We start from the raw sequence: 19,134 nt of genomic DNA, 5'->3' as shown, positions 1-19,134 counted from the left end.
CTGAGATCTGGGGCTCTGGGGCCACGGGAGCCACGCCATGACGGGATGACCAGCCGGAGACGGCCAGGGGCTTCCATCAGTTATGGCGTGGCTCTTCCATGTGCTGCCCTCTGCCGGCGCAGGGCCGAAGCAGGAGGGCCGCCGCAGGGCCGAAGCAGGGCGCTGCGGCAAAGGGGTGCGCTCCGGACGGTAGATTAGTACCTAGATGCTTTTCCCGGTTTTGCCCGCACTTTCCCCAGAAACGGATATCCCACCTGTGGTCCTTCGACTCTCCAAGCTGTTCCTGCGCACCCTGCGCGAAGATCCCGCCGACGCCGAGGTAGCCAGCCACCGGCTCCTGGTTCGGGCCGGCTACATCCGGCGGGCCGCGCCGGGCATCTACACGTGGCTTCCGCTGGGTCTGAGTGTGCTGCGCAAGGTGGAGCAGGTCATCCGCGAAGAAATGACCGCCATCGGAGCCCAGGAAGTCCACTTCCCGGCGCTGCTGCCCAAGGAACCCTACGAGGCCACGAACCGCTGGACCGAATACGGCGAGGGCATCTTTCGGCTCAAGGACCGCAAGGGCAACGACTACCTCCTGGCCCCCACGCACGAGGAAATGTTCACCCTGCTGGTCAAGGACCTGTACTCCTCGTACAAGGACCTGCCGCTGAGCATCTACCAGATCCAGAACAAATACCGCGACGAGGCACGTCCCCGGGCAGGCCTGCTGCGCGGCCGCGAGTTCATCATGAAGGATTCCTACTCCTTCGACGTCGACGACGCCGGGCTGGACGCCAGCTACGCGGCCCACCGCGGCGCGTACCTGAAGATCTTCGAGCGCCTCGGCCTTGAGGTGATTCCGGTTGCTGCCACCGCCGGTGCCATGGGCGGGTCCAAGAGCGAGGAATTCCTGCACCCCACCGAGATCGGTGAGGACACCTTCGTGCGCTCGGCCGGTGGCTACGCGGCCAACGTCGAGGCCGTCACCACTGTGGTCCCCGCGGACATCGACTTCAGCAACGCCCCGGCCGCCGAGGTCCGGGACACCCCGGACACGCCCACCATCGAGACGCTCGTCGACGCCGCCAACGTCCTCGTTCCGCGCGCAGACGCCGACGGCGGCCCCTGGACCGCCGCCGACACGCTCAAGAACGTCGTCCTCGCCGTCACGCTGCCCACCGGCGAACGTCAGCTCGTCGTCATCGGGCTCCCCGGCGACCGCGGCGTTGACCTCAAGCGCGTCGAAGCGAACATCGGGTCCTTCCTGCCGATTGCCGGCGAGATCACGCTCGAAGCCGCCAACGACGACGACCTCAAGAAGCAGCCCCTGATCGTGAAGGGCTACCTCGGCCCCGGCATGTCCCTGGACGCGCCGCTGCTTGGCACCGAGGGCGCCGCAAAGTTGCTCTACCTCGTGGATCCCCGCGTCGTCAGCGGCTCCGCCTGGGTCACCGGCGCCAACGAGGCCGGCAAGCACGTCTTCGGCCTCGTCGCCGGACGCGACTTCGGCTGGGACGGCGTCATCGAGTGCACCGACGTGCGCGCCGGCGACGAGGCTCCCGACGGAACGGGACCGCTGGAAACCGCCCGCGGCATCGAAATGGGCCACATCTTCCAGCTGGGCCGGAAGTACGCCGCGGCCCTCGACCTCAAGGTCCTGGACCAGAACGGCAAGCAGGTGGTGGTGACCATGGGTTCCTACGGCGTCGGCGTCACCCGCGCCGTCGCAGCCCTGGCCGAGTCCAACCACGACGACAGGGGCCTGGTCTGGCCGCGCGCCGTCGCCCCGGCCGACGTCCACGTTGTGGCCGTGGGCCGCGGCGAGGAAATCTTCGCCGCCGCCGAAAAACTGTCCCTGGAGCTCGAAGCTGCCGGCCTCGACGTCATCTATGACGACCGCCCCAAGGTTTCCCCCGGCGTGAAGTTCGGCGACGCCGAACTCGTCGGCGTCCCCACCATCCTCGCCGTCGGGCGCGGACTCGTGGACGGCGTCGTGGAGATCAAGGACCGCCGCAGCGGCAATGCCGAGAATGTAGCCGTTGACAAGGCTGTTGACTACGTAGTCAACGCCGTGCGCAACAGCTGATGCTGCACCCTTCTGGCCGTACTAAGTAGTGGTCTCCGGACTCGAGTCGATCCAGCTCGGAACTGTCATCCTGATCGTCGTGGCCGGCCTGGCCGCGGGCTGGGTCGACGCCGTCGTCGGCGGCGGCGGGCTCATCCAGCTCCCGGCGATGCTCCTGGTGCCGGGCATCAGCCCGGTCCAGGCGCTGGCGACCAACAAGATGGGCTCCATCTTCGGCACCACCACGAGTGCGGTCACGTATTACGGCCGTGTCCGGCCCGATCTGCGCACCGCCCTGCCCATGGCGGCGATCGCGATGGCGGGAAGTTTCGGCGGGGCGGCGCTGGCCGCCAACCTGCCGGCGAGCGTGTTCAAGCCGATCATCGTGGTGGCGCTGATCGCCGTCGCGCTTTTCACCGCCTTCCAGCCCGGTATCGGTGAGCTGACCAAGCTGCGCCACGCGGGGCACCGGCACTACGTGGTGGCCTGCGTGATTGGCGGCGTGATCGGCTTCTATGACGGCATGATCGGTCCCGGCACGGGCTCGTTCCTGATCATCGCCCTCGTCTCGGCCATGGGCTACGCCTTCCTGGAAGCCAGCGCCAAGGCCAAGATCGTGAACGTTGCCACCAACGCCGGTGCCCTGCTGTTCTTCGTGCCGCACGGTGCCGTGCTGTGGGGGCTCGGGCTGCTCCTGGGCCTGGCGAACATGGCCGGCGGCTACCTGGGCGCCCGGACCGCGGTCCGGCAGGGCAGCAAGTTCATCCGGATCGTGTTCCTGGTGGTGGTGGCCGCGCTGATCATCAAGCTGGGCTCCGACGTCTGGCAGGACAACTTCACCTAGGCCCGCGGCTCCCGTAAGGGTCTCCCGGTCCGCCGGCCCCGGGCGTAGCATGCAGCTATGTCAGCAGGTGAGGAACGCTACCGGGATGCCCTCGAAGCCGCGGCCGCTCACGCGCGCCGGTGGCTCGAGAGCCAGGGAACACGCCACATCGGGCCGAAGGCCACGGCGGCCGAGCTCGCGGCCGACTTCGGCGGACCGCTGCCCAAAGAAGGCATGCCGGCCGCGGCAGTGGTGGACTATCTCGCCGCCAAGGCCGAACCCGGGCTGATGGCCATGCCGTCCGGGCGGTTCTTCGGCTGGGTCATCGGCGGCACGCTGCCGGCCGCCCTGGCGGCAGACTGGCTCCTCAGCGCCTGGGACCAGAACGCGGGGCTGCGCTTCGCCACGCCCGCCACCGCCGCGATCGAGGAAGCCGCCGGCAAATGGATCCTTGAGCTGCTGGGTCTACCCGAAGAGTCCGACGTCGGTTTTGCCACCGGCGCCACCATGGCCAACTTCACCGGACTCGCCGCCGCCCGCTGGCGGCTCATGGCCGATGCCGGCTGGGACCTCGACGGCGACGGTCTGGCCGGTGCGCCCCGGATCCGCTGCTTCGTGGGGCAGGAACGTCACGACACCATCGACCTCGGCCTGCGCTACCTGGGCCTCGGGCGCCCCACCGTGGTGCCCTCCGACAAGCAGGGGCGCATCATCCCGGCCGAGCTGGACTGCGCCCTGGACCTTGCCCTCAGCGCGGGGGACGGCGGCCGCCCGGTCCCGGCCCTGGTGTGCCTGCAGGCCGGCAACCTGCATTCGGGGGCCTTCGACCCCTTCACCGAGGCGATAGCCGTCGCGAAGGCGCATGGCGCCTGGGTGCACGTGGACGGGGCGTTCGGACTCTGGGCCGCTGCCGTGCCCGAGCTCTCGGCCCTGACCGCGGGACTCGGTCTGGCCGATTCGTGGGGGACGGATGCGCACAAGACACTCAATGTGCCCTACGACTGCGGGATCGCGATCGTGCGTGACGCCCAGGCCCTGCGGTCGGCGATGGGGCTGCACACCAGCTACCTGATCCAGGCCGCGGACGGTGCCGGGGACCCGTTCGAGAGCGTGCCTGAGCTCTCCCGCCGCGCGCGCGGTGTCCCGGTGTGGGCGGCGCTGAAATCCCTGGGCCGCGACGGCGTGGCAAGCCAGGTCCGCACACTCGTGCAGCGGGCCGCGCAGTTGGCCGAACAGCTCGCGGCGCTGGACGGCGTCGAGGTGCTCAACGACGTCGACTACACCCAGGTTTCCCTGGCGTTCGGGGACGATGCCGTGACGCGCGCCGTGACGGAACGGATCATCGGCGACGGCCGGGTCTGGATGTCCGGATCACGCTGGCAGGACCGCGAGATCCTGCGGATCTCGGTGAGCAACTGGAGCACGGACGACGCCGACGTCAGAGTCGCCGTCGACGCCGTCCGCGACGCGCTGGCGGCCGTGCGGGGCTAGCCGCCGGCCAGCCCGGCTGCTTCCCCGGCCGCTTCCCCGGGCGAGGGGAGCTGCTGCGGACCGGGCAGACCGGGAAGCGTCCGGCCCGCCAGCGTGCTCGCCACCCACAGCGAACGGGCCAGATCGCCCTCGTGGTGACGCTGCGAGGCATAGCCGAGGGCGTTCTCCACCTCGCGGACCAGGCTCCACTGCCGGGCGGTCTCGGCGTCCAGGCCGGCGGCCGCACTGAAATCCCCGCAGCGTGCGAGCAGCGCCCGTCCGGGATTGTGCTGTGGCAGCTCGCGGAGCCTGTTCCACAGCACCGGGGCCACGGCAAATTCGGCCTCGCCGATCATGGGCTGCGGATCAATGGCAGCGTACGCTTCCAGCCCCGCTTCCTGCCCGGTGCCCGGTCCCGGCAGGCCGGGCCGGGCGAGGATGTTCAGGTAGTGCAGGTCCGCGTGGACCAGGACGTCCTTAGCTGACCGCCTGCCGACGGCGCCGCGGGTCTGGCAGACTTCGAGCGCCGCCTCGAGCAACCACCGGGGGAACGGCCGTGCCAGGTGCTCCCACGTCGCGGGGAGTTCATCGCTCCACTGTTCGGCCCGGGCCGCCACGTGGTCGATATCCCGCCACTGTGGCCGGTCATCAGGGACCACACTGAGCTGGCGGACCACGCCGCCCCACACAGTCACGGCCGTTTCCAAGGGGACATCCAGGAGGGAGCGGCAGGCGTCCAGGCGCTCCAGGAGCAGGGCGCAGGATCCGGCGTCGGCAGCCAGCAGCCTGACTGCGCCATGGCCTCCCCACAGGGCGAGGGCGTGGTGTTCGCGGGTGGCCTCCTCATGCGGGAAAGCCACCTTCAGGACGGCCAGGTCGCCGTTGCCGCCGCCGTTGCCGCCGAATCGAGCCCCGTCCCGGCGTCGGACGGGGATGACGACGCCGCCGTGACCGTTCCACGGAAGGGCTCCCGGCTCCAGGTCCGGCAGAAGTTCCCACTGATCGAGGAATTGTCCGATCAGGACAGGAAGTGACGCCAGCCAGGCGCGGCCCTCCGGTGTGCGGGAGTAGCGGCGGGAAAGATCGGGCGGAATGGGGACGTCTGGGATGGTGCTCACGGGACCTATCGTAGGCGCCGGAGTGCATACGGCAGGCTTGGCACGTGCCAGATTGGGCGCTGCGGCCTTAGACGATGCCGCTCGCGCCGAGCGCGTTGCCGATCGCGAATGTGGCCACCAGCGCCAGGGCGCCGCCAATGACCACGCGGATAGCCGCCTTGAGCTTTGAGCCGCCGCCAATCCACGCGCCCACGGCGCCGGTGGCCGCCAACGCCACGAGCACGGCGACGAAGGTCAGGGGGATTCTGATGCTTTCCGGCGGCAGCAGGATGGCCAGCATGGGCAGGATCGCACCGGTGAGGAACGCGATGGCGGAAGCGAACGCCGCGTGCCACGGACTCACGATGTCGGTCTCGTCAATGTTGAGTTCGGCCGAGAGATGCGCCCCGAGGGCATCGTGCGCTGTGAGCTCCTTGGCCACCGTGCGTGCCGTCGCGGGGCTAAGGCCCTTGCCCTGGTAGATCGCGGCGAGCTCCTCGAGCTCTTCCTCCGGCTGTTCCTGCAGTTCCAGTCGCTCCTTCTCGATCAAGGAGCGCTGGCTGTCCTTCTGGCTGCTGACCGAGACATATTCACCGAGCGCCATCGAAATAGCGCCACCCACCACTCCTGCGGCGCCCGCGATCAGAATGGGCCCGGTGTCACTAGTGGCGCCGGCGACGCCGACGACGATCGCGGCGACAGAGACGATGCCGTCATTGGCACCCAGGACGCCCGCACGGAGCCAATTGAGGCGGTGTGCGATGTCATTGTGGTGCGGCTCGTTCTCATGAAAGGTTGCGGCGCCGGTGGTGTCCATGACTACAGCAAATCACCCGGGCCGGGGCCTTGCCAGTATTCCAAGGCTTACCAAAATTAGCCGAGGCTTGCCCCGGGCCGCGGTCTCCCGGCTGCGACGGCCTTTAGCCTGCCGGCCGCGACGTCAGCGTGGAGGGGTCCAGGCCCGGCAGGGCGCCGGGATCCGCACCCCACAGCACGGCCCGCTTCCCGGCGCCGAGCAGGGCCGCGATGGCCCACTGCCGGGTGTCACCTTCGCTCAGCGCCACGAGGTCGCCATACGCGGGCAGCGTGGCGGCTTCCAGGCTGCCGAGGCCGGCAACGGGGGAGGCCAGGAAGGATTGACCCAGCGTGTAGCCGGCCTCCCGCGGCGGAACAGCGGAGCAGTGCAGCCGGCTCAGAGATTCTGCGCCGGCGAGGAGCGTGTCATGGCGGGCCAGTTCCTTGGCTGCGGATTTCGCCGCATCGCCGCCCAGCCGGGGCAGCGCCACCTGATAGCCGTAGATGGTCTGCGCTTCGGTCCGGACCACCGCCGCCAGGGCACCGCCGAGGCTGGATGCGGCCGCCGACTGCCCGGCGTCGGACTGTTCTGGACCGGACTGCCCGGCGTCGGACTGCCCTGGACCGGACTGCCCTGCCGCGGACTGCCCGTCGTCGGAATGTGAGGACGCGGGTGGCGAAGGGCAAGTGCCGGACGGTTGCGGCGAGGCCACGTCGGCAGCCGGCGCCGCGGTCCCGGTGCCGGCCGCGAGGGCAGACGCCTGCAGCAGCTGTGCGGTGCCGACGGCAGCCAACAGCCGCGCCAGGCCGCCGTCGGCCACGGCAGCGTCGGCGAGGCGCTGGTTGCCGCTCTTCGCGAGAGCAGTTACAAGGCCGGCGGCGGTCGAAGGCAGGGGTGCGGCTGAGGGGCCGGCGCTGGACTGGCCGGCACTGGGTGCTCCGGTAACGGACGGAGCCGGTGTAGCGGTGGAGGTTGCCGGGGGCGTTGCCTGGCCGGAGCCCGCGGCCGCCGCGCCTGTTGCGTCTGCGGGGCTTTCTCCCGGTGCCAGCAACGCTTGCGCCTGGGTTGTCAGCAAGGTCACAGTTCGCTCGATGGCGGGGTTCCCGGCACCGGCCGAAGGGCCGTCCGCGCTGGGCGCCGAGCCGTCTTTTGAACCGTGTTGTTTCGCGGAGCCAAGCTGGCTGCCGGCCTCCTTCAACCGCACGGTTTCGGCCAGTGCTGCGGCCCGCGCCTGTTCGGAAAAGGGCGGCTGCGCAGGAACCGGTGGCCGGGCCGGCATCAGGACCACCCCCAGGCTCACCACCACCAGGGCGAGGCACACCAGAAGCGCGTAGCGGGGGAGCGACCGGGGGAGGTGATCCTGCCATCGCTTTTCCCTGGTGTCGTCGTTCACAACAGACCATGTTGTCATGCCGGCCCGGAACGCGTGCACCACGCCGCCCGGAAAATCGCTAGGCTAGTACACACAACATTATCTAGCGGGAGGCGGCCGGCATCATGACCAACGCAGAAGCCACGACTTCAACAGACCGGGCCGGGACGGGGAAGGCTGAAGCCGCACCCGTTCAAAATGTCGAGGCCGAGCGCCTGCACGCACTCTTGGAACCCGCAGTGCTGGCGAACCGGCTGTACCTGGAGGACGTATCCATCCATGTCGCCGGCGCCAACCGGGTGGTCCACGTAGTGGTGGACCTGCCGCAGGAGGAGACCGGTGGCGTCGGGCTCGACGTCATCGCGGAAATCTCCAAGACCCTCTCCGACACCCTGGACAACGACCCCAGTATGGACGCGCGCCCCTATGAGCTCGAGGTCTCTTCGCCCGGCGTCGGCCGTCCACTGACTGAAGAGCGGCACTGGCACCGCGCCCGCGGACGGATGGTCAACGTAAACGTGATCCAGGGTGACAACGTCACCGGCAGGGTCCAGTCCGTCGATGATGGGGGAGTCACCCTCGTCCCGGAAATTGCCGTCAAGAAGGGCATGAAGCCCAAGCAGGGTGAACCCGTCAAGCTTCCTTTCGACAGGATCCGCAGCGGAAAAGTCGAGATAGAGTTCAGCCACCTCGAAGAGGCCGGTCTGGAAAAAGCAAACAATGGACCTTCTGAGGAGGCCTGATGGATATTGACATGAGCGCGCTGAGACTCCTGGAGCGTGAGCGTGAAATCCCGCTGGATCTCCTGATCCCAACGATCGAGCAGGCACTGCTGGTGGCCTACCACAAGACCCCCGGCGCCTTCGAAAAGGCCCGGGCCGAGCTCGACCGCAAGAGCGGCCACGTAACCATCTGGGCCACCGAGATCGACGACGACGGCGCCCCGATAGGCGAATTCGAAGACACCCCCGCGGGCTTCGGACGCATCGCGGCGAGCACCGCACGCCAGATCATCCTGCAGCGCCTCCGCGACGCTGAGGATGACAACGTGTTGGGCCAGTTCAAGGGCCGTGAAGGTGAGCTTGTGGCTGGCACCATCCAGCAGGGCAACAACCCGCACATGATCCAGGTGAACCTGGGCACGGTGGAGGCACTGCTGCCGCCGCCCGAGCAGGTTCCCGGCGAGAAGTACATTCACGGCAACCGGCTGCGCGCCTTCGTGATTGACGTCCACCGCGGCACCAAGGGCCCGTCCATCACGCTGTCCCGCTCCCACCCCGGTCTCGTCCGGAAGCTCTTCGAACTCGAAGTTCCCGAGATCGCGGACCGTTCGGTCGAAATCGTGGCGCTGGCCCGCGAGGCCGGCCACCGCACCAAGATCGCCGTCAAGGCCAACACCCCCGGCGTCAATGCCAAGGGTGCCTGCATCGGTGAAATGGGTTCGCGGGTCCGGGCGGTCATGACGGAACTGAACGACGAAAAGATCGACATCGTTGACTACAACGACGATCCGGCGACCTTCATCGCCAGTGCCCTCTCGCCGTCGCGCGTGAATTCGGTCACGATCACCGACGAGGCGACCCGTTCGGCACGGGTGGTCGTTCCCGACTACCAGCTCTCCCTGGCCATCGGCAAGGAGGGCCAGAACGCCCGTCTCGCCGCCAAGCTCACGGGATGGCGAATCGACATCGTCTCCGACGCCGCCGTCAACACCGGCAAATAGCTCGCAAGCGCGCACGCGCGCAAGCGCACGCACTTCACGCGCACCGGGCCGCCGTCGCGGCTCGGTGCGCGTGCCCGCTCTCACGGGTCAACCGTGATTTCCAAGCTGACGTGCACGTCCGGGTTCGGGACCCGGGCGCCGGAGGGGCTAGAATAGACATGACCGCGCCTAAGGGCCGGTATCCGTGTGTCTTTGGCGCGTCTGGGATTTTCCCAGATTCCCGGGACGCGATGATTCACCAAGCATTTGTACTGGCAGGAAGATACTCGAACGTGGCACATGTCCAACACCTCGGGAATCAGCCGCAGCGCACTTGTATCGGATGCCGACAAAAAGGGTCGCGGTCGGAGTTACTCCGGCTCGTCGCCGGCGCCGGTGGTTCGTCCGCCGTCGTGGTGGATGAACGACGCCGGATGGCTGGCCGGGGAGCATGGCTGCACCCCAGCGAAAAGTGCCTGGCACTGGCGGTCAAACGTCGAGCGTTCGGCCGCGCCCTCAACGGCGCAGCCGGTACAGCTGATGTTGAACGCCGGATCACTGCCGGCATGGAAGCCGTGGGCACCCCGGTGGCCGCAGCAACAACCGTCCAACCTGAAAGCGGGTCAGAAAACTGATGGAAACCCGATGAGTTCCCAGCGATGAGTGCGCAACGATGACAACTTTGTTGCGCTCTGCAATGGGCCTTTCAGCTGCATTCGCGGCGGAGGCCCGCAGTAAGAAGTAGACGGTTCGTGCCTGGCTCGGTGCGGACCGAGACAGGAGAAATGTGGCCAAGGTCCGCGTACATGAGCTTGCTAAAGAGCTCGGTATTACTTCCAAAGATGCAGTAACCAAACTGCAGGAATTGGGCGAATTCGTTCGCTCCGCCTCGTCAACTATCGAGGCTCCCGTTGTGCGGAAACTGCGCAACGCCTTCCCCGACGCCCCCGCAGCTTCGAAGTCCGAAGCTCCGGCGTCCGCCCCCCAGGCATCTGCCAGCCCGGCAGCGACCCGTCCGGCGCCTGCGCCTGGCCCCGCTGCGCCCAAGGCTGCAGAACCCAAGGCTGAAGCTCCGGCTCCGGCCGCTGCGGCACCTGCCGCCGCGCCCGCCGCTCCGGCAGCCCCCGCCGCCCAGGCCCCGGCAGCCCCCGCTGCCCAGGCCCCGGCTGCTCCCTCGACGGGCGTCAAGCCCGGCGCGCGTCCGGCCCCCAAGGCTGAAGCCCCGGCTGCTCCGGCACGCCAGGGTGGTTCTGCACCGCGTCCGGGCGGTCCCCGTCCCGGCAACAACCCGTTCGCCACGTCCCAGGGCATGCCCCGCGGCCGCGGCGGCGACAACGATCGTCCCTCGCGTCCGGGCAACAACCCGTTCGCTCCTTCCCAGGGCATGCCCCGTCCGGGCGGAAGCCGCACCGAAGGTGAACGCCCCGGTGGTCCGCGCCCCGCAGCAGGCGCGGGCGGCCCCCGTCCGGGTGGTCCCCGTCCGGCAGCAGGCGCAGGCGGCCCCCGCCCCGGCGCCCCGCGTCCGGCCGGCGCTCCCGGCGCTGGTCGTCCGGCAGGAGCCGGCGGCAACCGCCCGACTCCCGGCATGATGCCTAACCGCACCGAACGTCCCGCACCCGCTGGTGCCGGCCGTCCCGGCGGCGGAGGCCGTGGTCCGGGTCGTCCGGGTGGCGCTCCAGGTACCGGTGCTCCCGGTGCCGGTGGCGGCGCTCCGGCCGGTGGTGGCTTTGGTAAGGGCGGTCGCGGTCGCGGCGGCACCCAGGGCGCCTTCGGTAAGGGCGGCGCAGGCCGTGGCAAGCAGCGCAAGTCGAAGCGTGCCAAGCGTCAGGAACTGGAGCAGATGAGTGCTCCGTCGCTGGGTGGCGTGAGCGTACCCCGCGGCGACGGCAACACCGTAGTCCGGCTTCGCCGTGGCTCGTCCATCACGGACTTTGCCGACAAGATCGAGGCGAACCCCGCCGCATTGGTGACGGTCCTCTTCCACCTCGGCGAAATGGCCACGGCCACGCAGTCGCTGGATGAAGAGACCTTCGCACTGCTCGGCGAGGAGCTTGGCTACAAGCTTCAGGTTGTGTCCCCGGAGGATGAGGAGCGCGAGCTGCTCTCCACCTTCGACATTGACTTCGACGCCGAACTGGAAGCCGAAGGCGATGAAGACCTCGAGGCGCGTCCTCCGGTTGTCACCGTCATGGGTCACGTTGACCACGGTAAGACCCGACTGCTCGATGCCATCCGCAAGTCCGACGTTATGGCGGGCGAGCACGGCGGCATCACGCAGCACATCGGTGCCTACCAGGTCACCCACGCCCACGAAGGCATCGATCGCAAGATCACCTTCATCGATACTCCGGGCCACGAGGCGTTCACCGCCATGCGTGCCCGTGGTGCGAAGGTCACCGACATCGCCATCCTGGTGGTCGCAGCGGACGACGGTGTTATGCCGCAGACCGTTGAAGCCCTCAACCACGCCCAGGCGGCCAACGTGCCGATCGTCGTGGCCGTGAACAAGATCGACAAGGAAGGCGCCAACCCGGACAAGGTCCGCGGCCAGCTGACCGAGTACGGCCTGGTTCCGGAAGAGTACGGTGGCGACACCATGTTCGTGGAGGTCTCGGCCCGCCAGAACCTCAACATCGACGAGCTCCTCGGCGCCGTCCTGCTCACCGCAGACGCTGCCCTGGACATGCGCGCCAACCCGAACAAGGACGCCCGCGGTATCGCGATTGAAGCCAACCTGGACAAGGGCCGCGGTTCCGTGGCCACCGTCCTGGTTCAGTCCGGTACCCTGCACGTCGGCGACACCATCGTGGCAGGCACGGCCCACGGCCGCGTCCGTGCGATGTTCGACGACGACGGCAGCGCGCTGACCGAGGCCGGCCCGTCCCGCCCCGTGCAGGTGCTGGGTCTGTCCAACGTCCCGCGCGCCGGTGACACCTTCTTCGTGACCGCTGACGAGCGCACCGCCCGCCAGATCGCCGAGAAGCGTGAAGCCGCCGACCGCAACGCCGCACTGGCCAAGCGCCGCAAGCGCATCAGCCTCGAAGACTTCGACCAGGCCGTCGCCGATGGCAAGATCGACACCCTCAACCTCATCCTCAAGGGTGACGTGTCCGGTGCCGTGGAAGCCCTCGAAGACGCGCTGCTCAAGATCGACGTCGGCGAGGGTGTCCAGCTCCGCGTCATCCACCGCGGTGTCGGTGCGATCACGCAGAACGACGTCAACCTGGCAACGGTCGACAGCGCCGTCATCATCGGCTTCAACGTCAAGCCCGCCGAGCGTGTTGCCGAACTGGCAGACCGCGAAGGCGTGGACATGCGCTTCTACTCCGTCATCTACGCAGCAATCGATGACATTGAGGCAGCCCTCAAGGGCATGCTCAAGCCGGAGTACGAAGAGGTCCAGCTTGGCACCGCCGAGGTCCGCGAAGTGTTCCGTTCCTCCAAGTTCGGCAACATTGCAGGCTCCATCGTCCGCTCGGGTATTATCCGACGCAACGCCAAGGCCCGCATCACCCGCGACGGCAAGATCATCGGTGACAACCTCACCGTTGAGACGCTCAAGCGCTTCAAGGACGACGCCACCGAGGTCCGCACGGACTTCGAGTGTGGTATCGGTCTTGGCTCGTTCAACGACATCACCGAAGGCGACTTCATCGAGACCTTCGAGATGCGCGAAAAGCCGCGCGTCTAGGTTGTCCTAGCGTTACAGGTGCGGGGCCGTTGGATTCTTCCGGCGGCCCCCACTTTTCCGCCGTAGAGGGGGCCCCGCCCCTACGCTGGGTGGCCGACGTCTTACGACGTCGGCCACCCAGCTCCGGCAGCGGTGCCAGCCTTCCCAATGCTCGCAAGCTCGCATCGGGGCCCTCGGCTGCCACCTTGGATGCCACTCAGGCCGCCGGAAGAATCCAACGGGAGTCCGTCGTAGACTCGCCTTAGGCGCGTGGCAACAAACCGAACCTTTGTACTTCAGCCGCTAACGCGCCGTCGTACATCCAAATTTTTAGGAGTGGAAATGGCTGATCCCGCACGGGCTGCCAAGTTGGCGCAGCGGATTAAGGTTGTCGTTGCCGAGGCGCTGGGCCGGAGGGTGAAGGATCCCCGTCTGGAGGGCGTCACCGTGACCGACTCGCGGGTGACCAACGACCTGCAGCACGCAACTGTTTACTACACCGTGTTAGGCGACGAAGTGGCCCAGGCCGATGCCGCCAAGGGGCTCGAGAAGGCCAAGGGTGTGCTGCGGCAGGAAGTCGGCCGGAACATCACCGTGCGGCTGACTCCAACGCTCGAGTTCGTGGCCGACCAGATCCCCGTTGTGGCCTCGAACCTTGAGGAACTGCTTCGCGCTGCAAAGAAGCGCGACGCCGAGGTGGCCGCGCTGGCCGAAAGCGCCACGCACGCCGGGGACGCCGATCCCTACAAGAGTGACACGCCGCAGGATGTGGAGCTCGACGAGGACGACTTCGACGAAGAGGACCTGGACCTCATCGACAACGACGCGATCGATGAGGACCGCAACAAGTAAGAGTGCCTTCCACAGCAGGGGCCGGAACCGGAAACGGATCCGGGCCCTGCTGTTTCCGTCTCCGGGGACCTTCGACCCTTGGCCCGTTCACGGGCGGGGGAGTCCCATGGAACCATGACTGCAGGTTTGTGCAAAGGCGCCGGAGTGCCGTGGAATCCAGCCTGACCAAGTGCCCGCACTGCGGGAAGACCAACCGGATTCCCGCGGCCGCTGCCGGGCACCCGCGCTGCGGCAACTGCGGCCAGGACCTTCCCTGGATCGTGTCAGCGTCAGATGCCGACTTTCCGGTGGTCGCGGAGCAGTCTTCGGTCCCAGTTCTGGTCGATTTCTGGGCGGCCTGGTGCGGTCCGTGCCGCATGGTCAGCCCGGTGCTGGACAAGTTGGCGCAGGAGCGGGCCGGGAAGTTCAAGCTGGTGAAGGTCGACGTCGACACCTCTCCGGGGTTGTCCCGGCGGTTCGATATCCAGGCCATCCCCACATTGCTTGTCATCAAGAAGGGGACGGTGGCGGCCCGCCAGGCCGGCGCGCCGCCCGCCGCGGCCCTCCGCAACTGGCTGGACGAGGCATTGGCGGCAAGTCCGAGCTGACCACCGGGTTGGCCGGGGGTGGCACCCAGATGCCGCCGAGACGGCAGATCACGGCAGTGTGCAGGAGTAACATTGCCGCCAAATGCCCTCTCGAAATGCCCTAGCGGCTCCTGGAGCGTCCCCGGGCTCCCAGCCCCCCGCCCAGCACGGGAGATCCCATGCCGAGGAGGTAGCCGAAGTCATACCAGTTCCCCGCGCGGGCGGAGTTGTAGAACGGGAACTCGCTCCAGGCCCCGAAGACATGGGCGATCAGGACGATCCATGCCGTCAGCCCATTCCAGAAACCCCACAGAAGGTCTTGCCACCACACGATGTACTCCCTAGGCCGGAATCCACGGCGCCCCCGGATGAGTCCAGGGCCAACCCGAAGCCAGAATAATAGCGGGCCAGTCTGGGAGCGCCGTGTGCTCAGGCTAGGGCGCCAGCAGGTCCGGCGATAGGGCCGGTGGACCCGTCGGGGCCTGCTGCCGGCTCGCGTGCCGGAAGACGCAGGAGGCCCTCCACAAGATCGGCCTGGTTACCGCAGAGTGCAATGCGGATCCAGCCCTCGCCGATGGAGCCAAACGCCGTGCCGGGGGCGAAGGCCACGCCGGAGTCCGCCAGGAAACGGCGCGTCCATGCCCGGACATCCCCGCCGCTGGCGTGGGAGACGTCCGCCCACAGGTAGAACGCACCTTGGGCCGCGAGGTAGGGAATGCCGTGGGAGCGCAGCACCGCCGAGGCCGCGTCGCGGTTAGCCCGGTAATGGGCGTGGGCGTCGCTGACGTAGTCCTGCGGTCCGGTCAACGCCGCCAGCGCGGCATACTGCGACGGCGAGGCCACGCAGGACACGATCGACTCCATGACGTTATTCATTTTCTGCTCCAGCCCGGGCGGGCAGATCAGCGCGCCGATGCGCAGACCCGTCAGCCCGTAGGTCTTGGAGAGCGTGAGCGAGGTGAACACGCGCGCTTCGCCCGGAACGTCGCTGTCGAAGCTGGCCGGGCTGACGTGCGGGACATCGTAGGTGAAGGCCTCGTAGCATTCGTCGGAGATAATCCACAGATCGCGCCGCCGCGCCAGCTCCACGAGGCGGCGCGTCAGGTCCTCGCCCAGGACCGCGCCAAGCGGGTTGGACGGAGAATTCAGGATCAACACCTTGGTCCGCGGCGTGATGAGCGCCTCGATGTCCTCGATCCGCGGCTGGAAATCGTGCTCCGGGTACAGCGGATAGCGGACGGGAACGGCATGCAGCAGACTGCTCGTCATCGCGAAGGTGGGGTAGCCGGGGTTGGGAATGAGGATCTCGTCGCCGGGGGAGAGCAACAGGCTCATGGCCAAGTGCAGGCCCTGCTGGGCGCCGTCGACCACGTAGACGCGCTCGGCGCCGACCGGCGTCGCGTTGTGTTCACTGAAGCGGGCTGCGAAGGCCTCACGGAGGGCCGGGATCCCGGCGTTCGGTGTGTAGTTAGTCTCGTCCCGGTCAAGGCAGGCCATCCCGGCCTCGAGGACGTGGCGGGGGACTGCGAAGCCCGGCTCCCCGATACTGAGCACGATCGCACCGGGCGTTCCCCACGCGGCTTCGGTGATCTCGCGGATCTGGTTGATCGGGACGTCGCGGACATGTGCGGCAAGCTCGGGCATGTGTGCCATCCTAACGCCCGGCGTCCACTTGGGCGGTGAGGGCCGTGGGCGTTGGGGCACGGCTGGCCCGCATATACTGGGAGGCGTGCTTTCTGGACTGGTGATAGTGGACAAGCCGCAAGGCTGGACCAGCCACGATGTGGTTGGACGGATGCGGCGGATCGCCGGTACCCGAAAGGTCGGCCACGCCGGGACACTTGATCCGATGGCCACCGGCGTTCTTGTGGTGGGCATCAACAAAGCCACCCGGCTGCTGACCTACATCGTCGGCACCTCCAAGACCTACACCGCCACCATCAGGCTCGGCGAATCCACCGTGACGGACGACGCCGAAGGCGAGGTCACCGCCACCCGCAGCGCCGCCGGGGTCACCGAAGACGCCGTCCGTGCCGGCGTCGCCGCACTGACCGGGGAAATCGAACAGGTTCCCAGCAGTGTCAGCGCCATCAAGGTCAACGGCGAACGCGCCTACGCCCGGGTCCGGTCCGGTGAAGAGGTCAAGCTCGCGGCCCGTCCCGTCACGATCCACCGCTTTGAAGTTCACCAGGTCCGCCGCGTGCGTGAGGCCGAAGCAGACAGGGAAGCCCTGGATGTGGATGTCACGGTGGAGTGCTCTTCCGGCACTTACATCCGTGCCCTGGCCCGCGACCTCGGTGACGCTCTCGGCGTCGGCGGCCACCTGACGGCACTGCGCAGGACGCAAGTGGGCCCGTACACCCTTGACCAGGCACACACCCTTGAGCAATTGGCGGAAAAGCTAGACGTGCTGGAGATCTCGGACGCGGCCCGGGCGCTGATGCCGAACCGTGAACTCAGCGAGGCGGAGACCACAGAGATTTCCTTCGGCCGAAGGGTCGCCGCTGGAGCCGCGGCCGGCATGCCGGAGGCAGCGACCGCTGACAAGCCGGCAGCGGCGTTCGCGCCGGACGGTACGCTGGTGGCACTCTTGGCCGACGCGGGAAGCTACGCCAAACCTGTGCTGGTGTTCGCGCCCGATAACGAAAAGCGCTCCCATGAAAAGGACGCCACCAAAGCGGGCGGCACCGAAAAACAGGCCACTGAACAGCACGGCACTGAACAGCACGGCACTGAACAGCACGGCACCGAGAAGCAGGCCACTGAACAGCACGGCAACGAACAGCGGGCCGGGCAGTAGTGGACGCGTATTTCTACATCATCCTTGTGGTGGGCCTGCTCTCCAGCATCATCTGTGCCGCCGCGGGCATCCTGAAGAAGGCGCCCAACGACACGACCATGCTGTCGGTGGCCGCCGTCGAACTTGCCCTCCTGGTCTATCTGGTGGGATCGATTGTCCGGGTGGCCAGCGGGGAGCGGATCGCGGGGGAGTCATGGGAGTTCTGGGGCTATCTGGCGACGGCGTTGATCCTCCCGATCGGCGCCGTGTACTGGTCCATCCTGGAGCGGACCCGCTGGAGCAACTTCGTCCTGGCCGCCGTCGGCGTCACCGCTCTGGTGATGGCAGCCCGCATGAACCAGATCTGGTATTGAGATGGAAGAGGCAGAAAACGTGAACGCAAAATCCTCGCAGGACGGCGCGAGCACCCCGGCGGGGTCGGCCTCCGGCATCACTGGAGCAGCGGATGCTCGGCAGGCAGCTGCTGGCTCCGCGGAAACTGCTCCGGCGGAAACTGGGCGGGCAGTGACTGGGGCGGCGCCAACTGCGCCGGCGACCGACACCCGCAACACTGGGCCGGGACGGCTGCTGATTGCTGTCTATGCCGTGTTCGCGATTTCGGCGACCGCCCGGGCCGGCTACCAGATACTCACGAAGTTTTCCGAGGCGCCACTGGCGTACCTGCTGTCAGCCTTCGCCGCAGCCGTCTATGTCGTGGCCACCGTGTCCCTCGCGAAGCCGGGCCGCACTGCGTTCAAGGTTTCCGTGGCGGCAGTCCTGGTGGAGCTTGTGGGCGTCCTCGTGGTGGGGGCCCTGAGCGTATTCGACTCGGTGAACTTCCCGCACGAGACGGTGTGGTCCTTGTTCGGCCGCGGCTACGGATTCATCCCGCTCCTGCTGCCCGTTCTGGGACTCATCTGGCTGTATCGCCGGCGGCCCGCGCCCCGGCAGCACTAGGCGGGCTGCCCTCCGGGGCTCGCCCCCGAGGCTTCTCCGTCCGGGGTTCGCCCCGAGGCTTCTCCGTCAGGGCTTCGCCCCGGACAAGCGGCTGGGTGGACCGTGCTCGTCACACCAGCTGGTTACGCCTGGCCGGTGTTGCGCGGGGCTGGTTACGCCTGGCCGGTGTTGCGGCGGGCCTCCGTGAGCTTACTGCGCAGGCCGGGCCAGGCGGCCGCGAAGCCCGGGTGCAGTTCCTTGCTGCCGACGGCGTCAATTCCCACCCATTGCAGGTCGAGGCTTTCCGGATCACTGATGGCGGCCTCGAAGGGCTCCAGTGCTTCGGCAACCACCGTGGTGTAAGACCAGTAGCCGACGTCGAACACCGACGTGAACAGGACGCGGACGTTTTCCGGGGGTACGGCCGCCTCTTCGCGTGCTTCCCGCAACGCCCCGTGGATGGCCTCTTCCCCTTGATGCAGGGCGCCTCCGGGGAGGCCCCAAGTGCCGCCCTGATGGCTCCACAAGGCACGGTGTTGGAGCAGGATCCCCTTTGCGGCGTCGTGGACCAGGAGCCCGGCGGAACCGAACCGACCCCAGAAGCGTCCGCGGTCGCCCTCGACCCAGGCGTCACCGGGGTCGCGTGGACCCAAATGGTGGTGCGGATTGCCCGGCAGCGGTGGTGCGAAGGGTGATTCCCCGGTTTGGGGCGCGGCTGTGCTGTCCATCCCTACAGCTTGCCACGCGCCGGTCCGTAGGAGGGCGGGCAGCGTACGCAGTGTTACGCGCGGTGGGTGGCTGGGCGCCGTCGTCCGCCCAAATTCCTGGACCCCGGCAAGATCCTGCGACCAAGAACCTCGCGACCAAATTCCTCGACCGAACGCCGCGACCAAGATTCTACGACCAAGAACCCGCCTGAATCCGGGACCGAGATCCTACGACCAGGATCCTCGCCCGAACCCCGCGACCAAAGCCGCTGCGTGGCAGCTTTGTCCCGGCATCAACCGGGTTCATTATTTCTGTC

18 protein-coding genes are annotated in these 19,134 nt (G+C 67.7%); 12 read left to right on the top strand and 6 right to left on the bottom strand.

Annotated features, from left to right (window positions below):
* Positions 1 to 256: 256 nt before the first annotated feature.
* The 3 genes from M2428_RS11255 to M2428_RS11245 are packed head-to-tail and all read left to right on the top strand — an operon-like array spanning position 257 to position 4,361.
* Positions 257 to 2,068 carry a proline--tRNA ligase gene (locus tag M2428_RS11255; protein WP_277526047.1) on the top strand — a complete coding sequence of 604 codons (1,812 nt, stop codon included), beginning with the start codon at positions 257 to 259 and terminating at the stop codon, positions 2,066 to 2,068.
* Positions 2,069 to 2,096: 28 nt separating this feature from the next.
* Complete coding sequence (locus M2428_RS11250) at positions 2,097 to 2,891, top strand: TSUP family transporter (protein ID WP_277526046.1); 795 nt, start codon at positions 2,097 to 2,099, stop codon at positions 2,889 to 2,891.
* Positions 2,892 to 2,948: 57 nt separating this feature from the next.
* A complete protein-coding gene (locus M2428_RS11245; RefSeq protein WP_277526045.1) occupies positions 2,949 to 4,361 on the top strand; it encodes a pyridoxal-dependent decarboxylase in 1,413 nt (470 codons plus the stop codon).
* Here M2428_RS11245 and M2428_RS11240 read toward each other — a convergent pair.
* From M2428_RS11240 to M2428_RS11230, 3 genes are all read right to left on the bottom strand, one after another.
* Positions 4,358 to 5,458 (bottom strand): aminoglycoside phosphotransferase family protein, encoded by a 1,101-nt coding sequence (locus M2428_RS11240; RefSeq protein WP_277526044.1) that lies wholly within the window; start codon positions 5,456 to 5,458, stop codon positions 4,358 to 4,360. The two genes, M2428_RS11245 and M2428_RS11240, sit on opposite strands and share 4 nt — an antisense overlap.
* 67 nt (positions 5,459 to 5,525) lie before the next feature.
* Complete coding sequence (locus tag M2428_RS11235; RefSeq protein ID WP_277526043.1) at positions 5,526 to 6,254, bottom strand: VIT family protein; 729 nt, start codon at positions 6,252 to 6,254, stop codon at positions 5,526 to 5,528.
* 103 nt (positions 6,255 to 6,357) lie between these two features.
* Positions 6,358 to 7,626 carry a ferritin-like domain-containing protein gene (locus M2428_RS11230; RefSeq protein ID WP_277526042.1) on the bottom strand — a complete coding sequence of 423 codons (1,269 nt, stop codon included), beginning with the start codon at positions 7,624 to 7,626 and terminating at the stop codon, positions 6,358 to 6,360.
* 104 nt (positions 7,627 to 7,730) lie between these two features.
* Here M2428_RS11230 and rimP point away from each other — a divergent pair, with 104 nt between their 5' ends.
* The 6 genes from rimP to trxA all read left to right on the top strand — a co-directional run bounded on the left by rimP (position 7,731) and on the right by trxA (position 14,416).
* Positions 7,731 to 8,348: a ribosome maturation factor RimP gene (gene rimP, locus M2428_RS11225; RefSeq protein WP_277526041.1), complete on the top strand. Its 618-nt coding sequence runs from the start codon at positions 7,731 to 7,733 to the stop codon at positions 8,346 to 8,348.
* Positions 8,348 to 9,328, top strand: coding sequence for a transcription termination factor NusA (gene nusA / locus M2428_RS11220; RefSeq protein WP_018774503.1), 981 nt, complete (start codon positions 8,348 to 8,350; stop codon positions 9,326 to 9,328). Before rimP ends, nusA begins: the two co-directional genes overlap by 1 nt.
* Entirely contained in the window at positions 9,280 to 9,942 is a 663-nt protein-coding gene (locus M2428_RS22250) for a YlxR family protein (protein WP_346780743.1), read from the top strand. The genes nusA and M2428_RS22250 overlap by 49 nt, the downstream gene beginning before the upstream one ends.
* Positions 9,943 to 10,094: 152 nt before the next feature.
* Complete coding sequence (gene infB, locus M2428_RS11210) at positions 10,095 to 12,998, top strand: translation initiation factor IF-2 (protein ID WP_277526040.1); 2,904 nt, start codon at positions 10,095 to 10,097, stop codon at positions 12,996 to 12,998.
* A 321-nt stretch (positions 12,999 to 13,319) separates the two neighbouring features.
* Positions 13,320 to 13,829, top strand: coding sequence for a 30S ribosome-binding factor RbfA (gene rbfA / locus M2428_RS11205; RefSeq protein ID WP_277526039.1), 510 nt, complete (start codon positions 13,320 to 13,322; stop codon positions 13,827 to 13,829).
* Positions 13,830 to 13,978: 149 nt separating this feature from the next.
* On the top strand, positions 13,979 to 14,416 hold the full coding sequence (gene trxA / locus M2428_RS11200) for a thioredoxin (protein ID WP_277526038.1): 438 nt from the start codon (positions 13,979 to 13,981) through the stop codon (positions 14,414 to 14,416).
* A gap of 100 nt (positions 14,417 to 14,516) precedes the next feature.
* On the opposite strand, the gene M2428_RS11195 is transcribed toward trxA, so the two are convergent.
* Together M2428_RS11195 and M2428_RS11190 are read right to left on the bottom strand one after the other, a co-directional pair.
* Positions 14,517 to 14,726, bottom strand: coding sequence for a hypothetical protein (locus M2428_RS11195; protein WP_277526037.1), 210 nt, complete (start codon positions 14,724 to 14,726; stop codon positions 14,517 to 14,519).
* A 98-nt stretch (positions 14,727 to 14,824) separates the two neighbouring features.
* Positions 14,825 to 16,039 carry a pyridoxal phosphate-dependent aminotransferase gene (locus tag M2428_RS11190; RefSeq protein ID WP_277526035.1) on the bottom strand — a complete coding sequence of 405 codons (1,215 nt, stop codon included), beginning with the start codon at positions 16,037 to 16,039 and terminating at the stop codon, positions 14,825 to 14,827.
* Between the two features lie 85 nt (positions 16,040 to 16,124).
* Between M2428_RS11190 and truB the strand changes: the two genes are divergently transcribed.
* The 3 genes from truB to M2428_RS11175 all read left to right on the top strand — a co-directional run bounded on the left by truB (position 16,125) and on the right by M2428_RS11175 (position 18,131).
* Entirely contained in the window at positions 16,125 to 17,195 is a 1,071-nt protein-coding gene (truB, locus tag M2428_RS11185; protein WP_277526034.1) for a tRNA pseudouridine(55) synthase TruB, read from the top strand.
* Positions 17,195 to 17,548: a hypothetical protein gene (locus M2428_RS11180; protein WP_277526033.1), complete on the top strand. Its 354-nt coding sequence runs from the start codon at positions 17,195 to 17,197 to the stop codon at positions 17,546 to 17,548. Before truB ends, M2428_RS11180 begins: the two co-directional genes overlap by 1 nt.
* Before the next feature lie 151 nt (positions 17,549 to 17,699).
* Positions 17,700 to 18,131 carry a hypothetical protein gene (locus tag M2428_RS11175; protein ID WP_277526225.1) on the top strand — a complete coding sequence of 144 codons (432 nt, stop codon included), beginning with the start codon at positions 17,700 to 17,702 and terminating at the stop codon, positions 18,129 to 18,131.
* Positions 18,132 to 18,283: 152 nt separating this feature from the next.
* On the opposite strand, the gene M2428_RS11170 is transcribed toward M2428_RS11175, so the two are convergent.
* Positions 18,284 to 18,838: an NUDIX hydrolase gene (locus M2428_RS11170; protein ID WP_277526032.1), complete on the bottom strand. Its 555-nt coding sequence runs from the start codon at positions 18,836 to 18,838 to the stop codon at positions 18,284 to 18,286.
* Positions 18,839 to 19,134: the final 296 nt, after the last annotated feature.

It is taken from the genome of Arthrobacter sp. ES3-54 (assembly GCF_029504395.1).
Lineage (GTDB): Bacteria > Actinomycetota > Actinomycetes > Actinomycetales > Micrococcaceae > Arthrobacter.
This window is presented reverse-complemented; position numbering and strand designations above follow the sequence as displayed.

Bases quoted from the DNA above. Each gene is read 5' to 3' on its own strand.
- rbfA (WP_277526039.1), top strand. From the start codon at position 13,320: ATGGCTGATCCCGCACGGGCTGCCAAGTTGGCGCAGCGGATTAAGGTT.
- nusA (WP_018774503.1), top strand. From the start codon at position 8,348: ATGGATATTGACATGAGCGCGCTGAGACTCCTGGAGCGTGAGCGTGAA.
- M2428_RS11190 (WP_277526035.1), bottom strand. From the start codon at position 16,039: ATGCCCGAGCTTGCCGCACATGTCCGCGACGTCCCGATCAACCAGATC.
- M2428_RS22250 (WP_346780743.1), top strand. From the start codon at position 9,280: ATGGCGAATCGACATCGTCTCCGACGCCGCCGTCAACACCGGCAAATA.
- rimP (WP_277526041.1), top strand. From the start codon at position 7,731: ATGACCAACGCAGAAGCCACGACTTCAACAGACCGGGCCGGGACGGGG.
- M2428_RS11170 (WP_277526032.1), bottom strand. From the start codon at position 18,838: ATGGACAGCACAGCCGCGCCCCAAACCGGGGAATCACCCTTCGCACCA.
- M2428_RS11245 (WP_277526045.1), top strand. From the start codon at position 2,949: ATGTCAGCAGGTGAGGAACGCTACCGGGATGCCCTCGAAGCCGCGGCC.
- M2428_RS11235 (WP_277526043.1), bottom strand. From the start codon at position 6,254: ATGGACACCACCGGCGCCGCAACCTTTCATGAGAACGAGCCGCACCAC.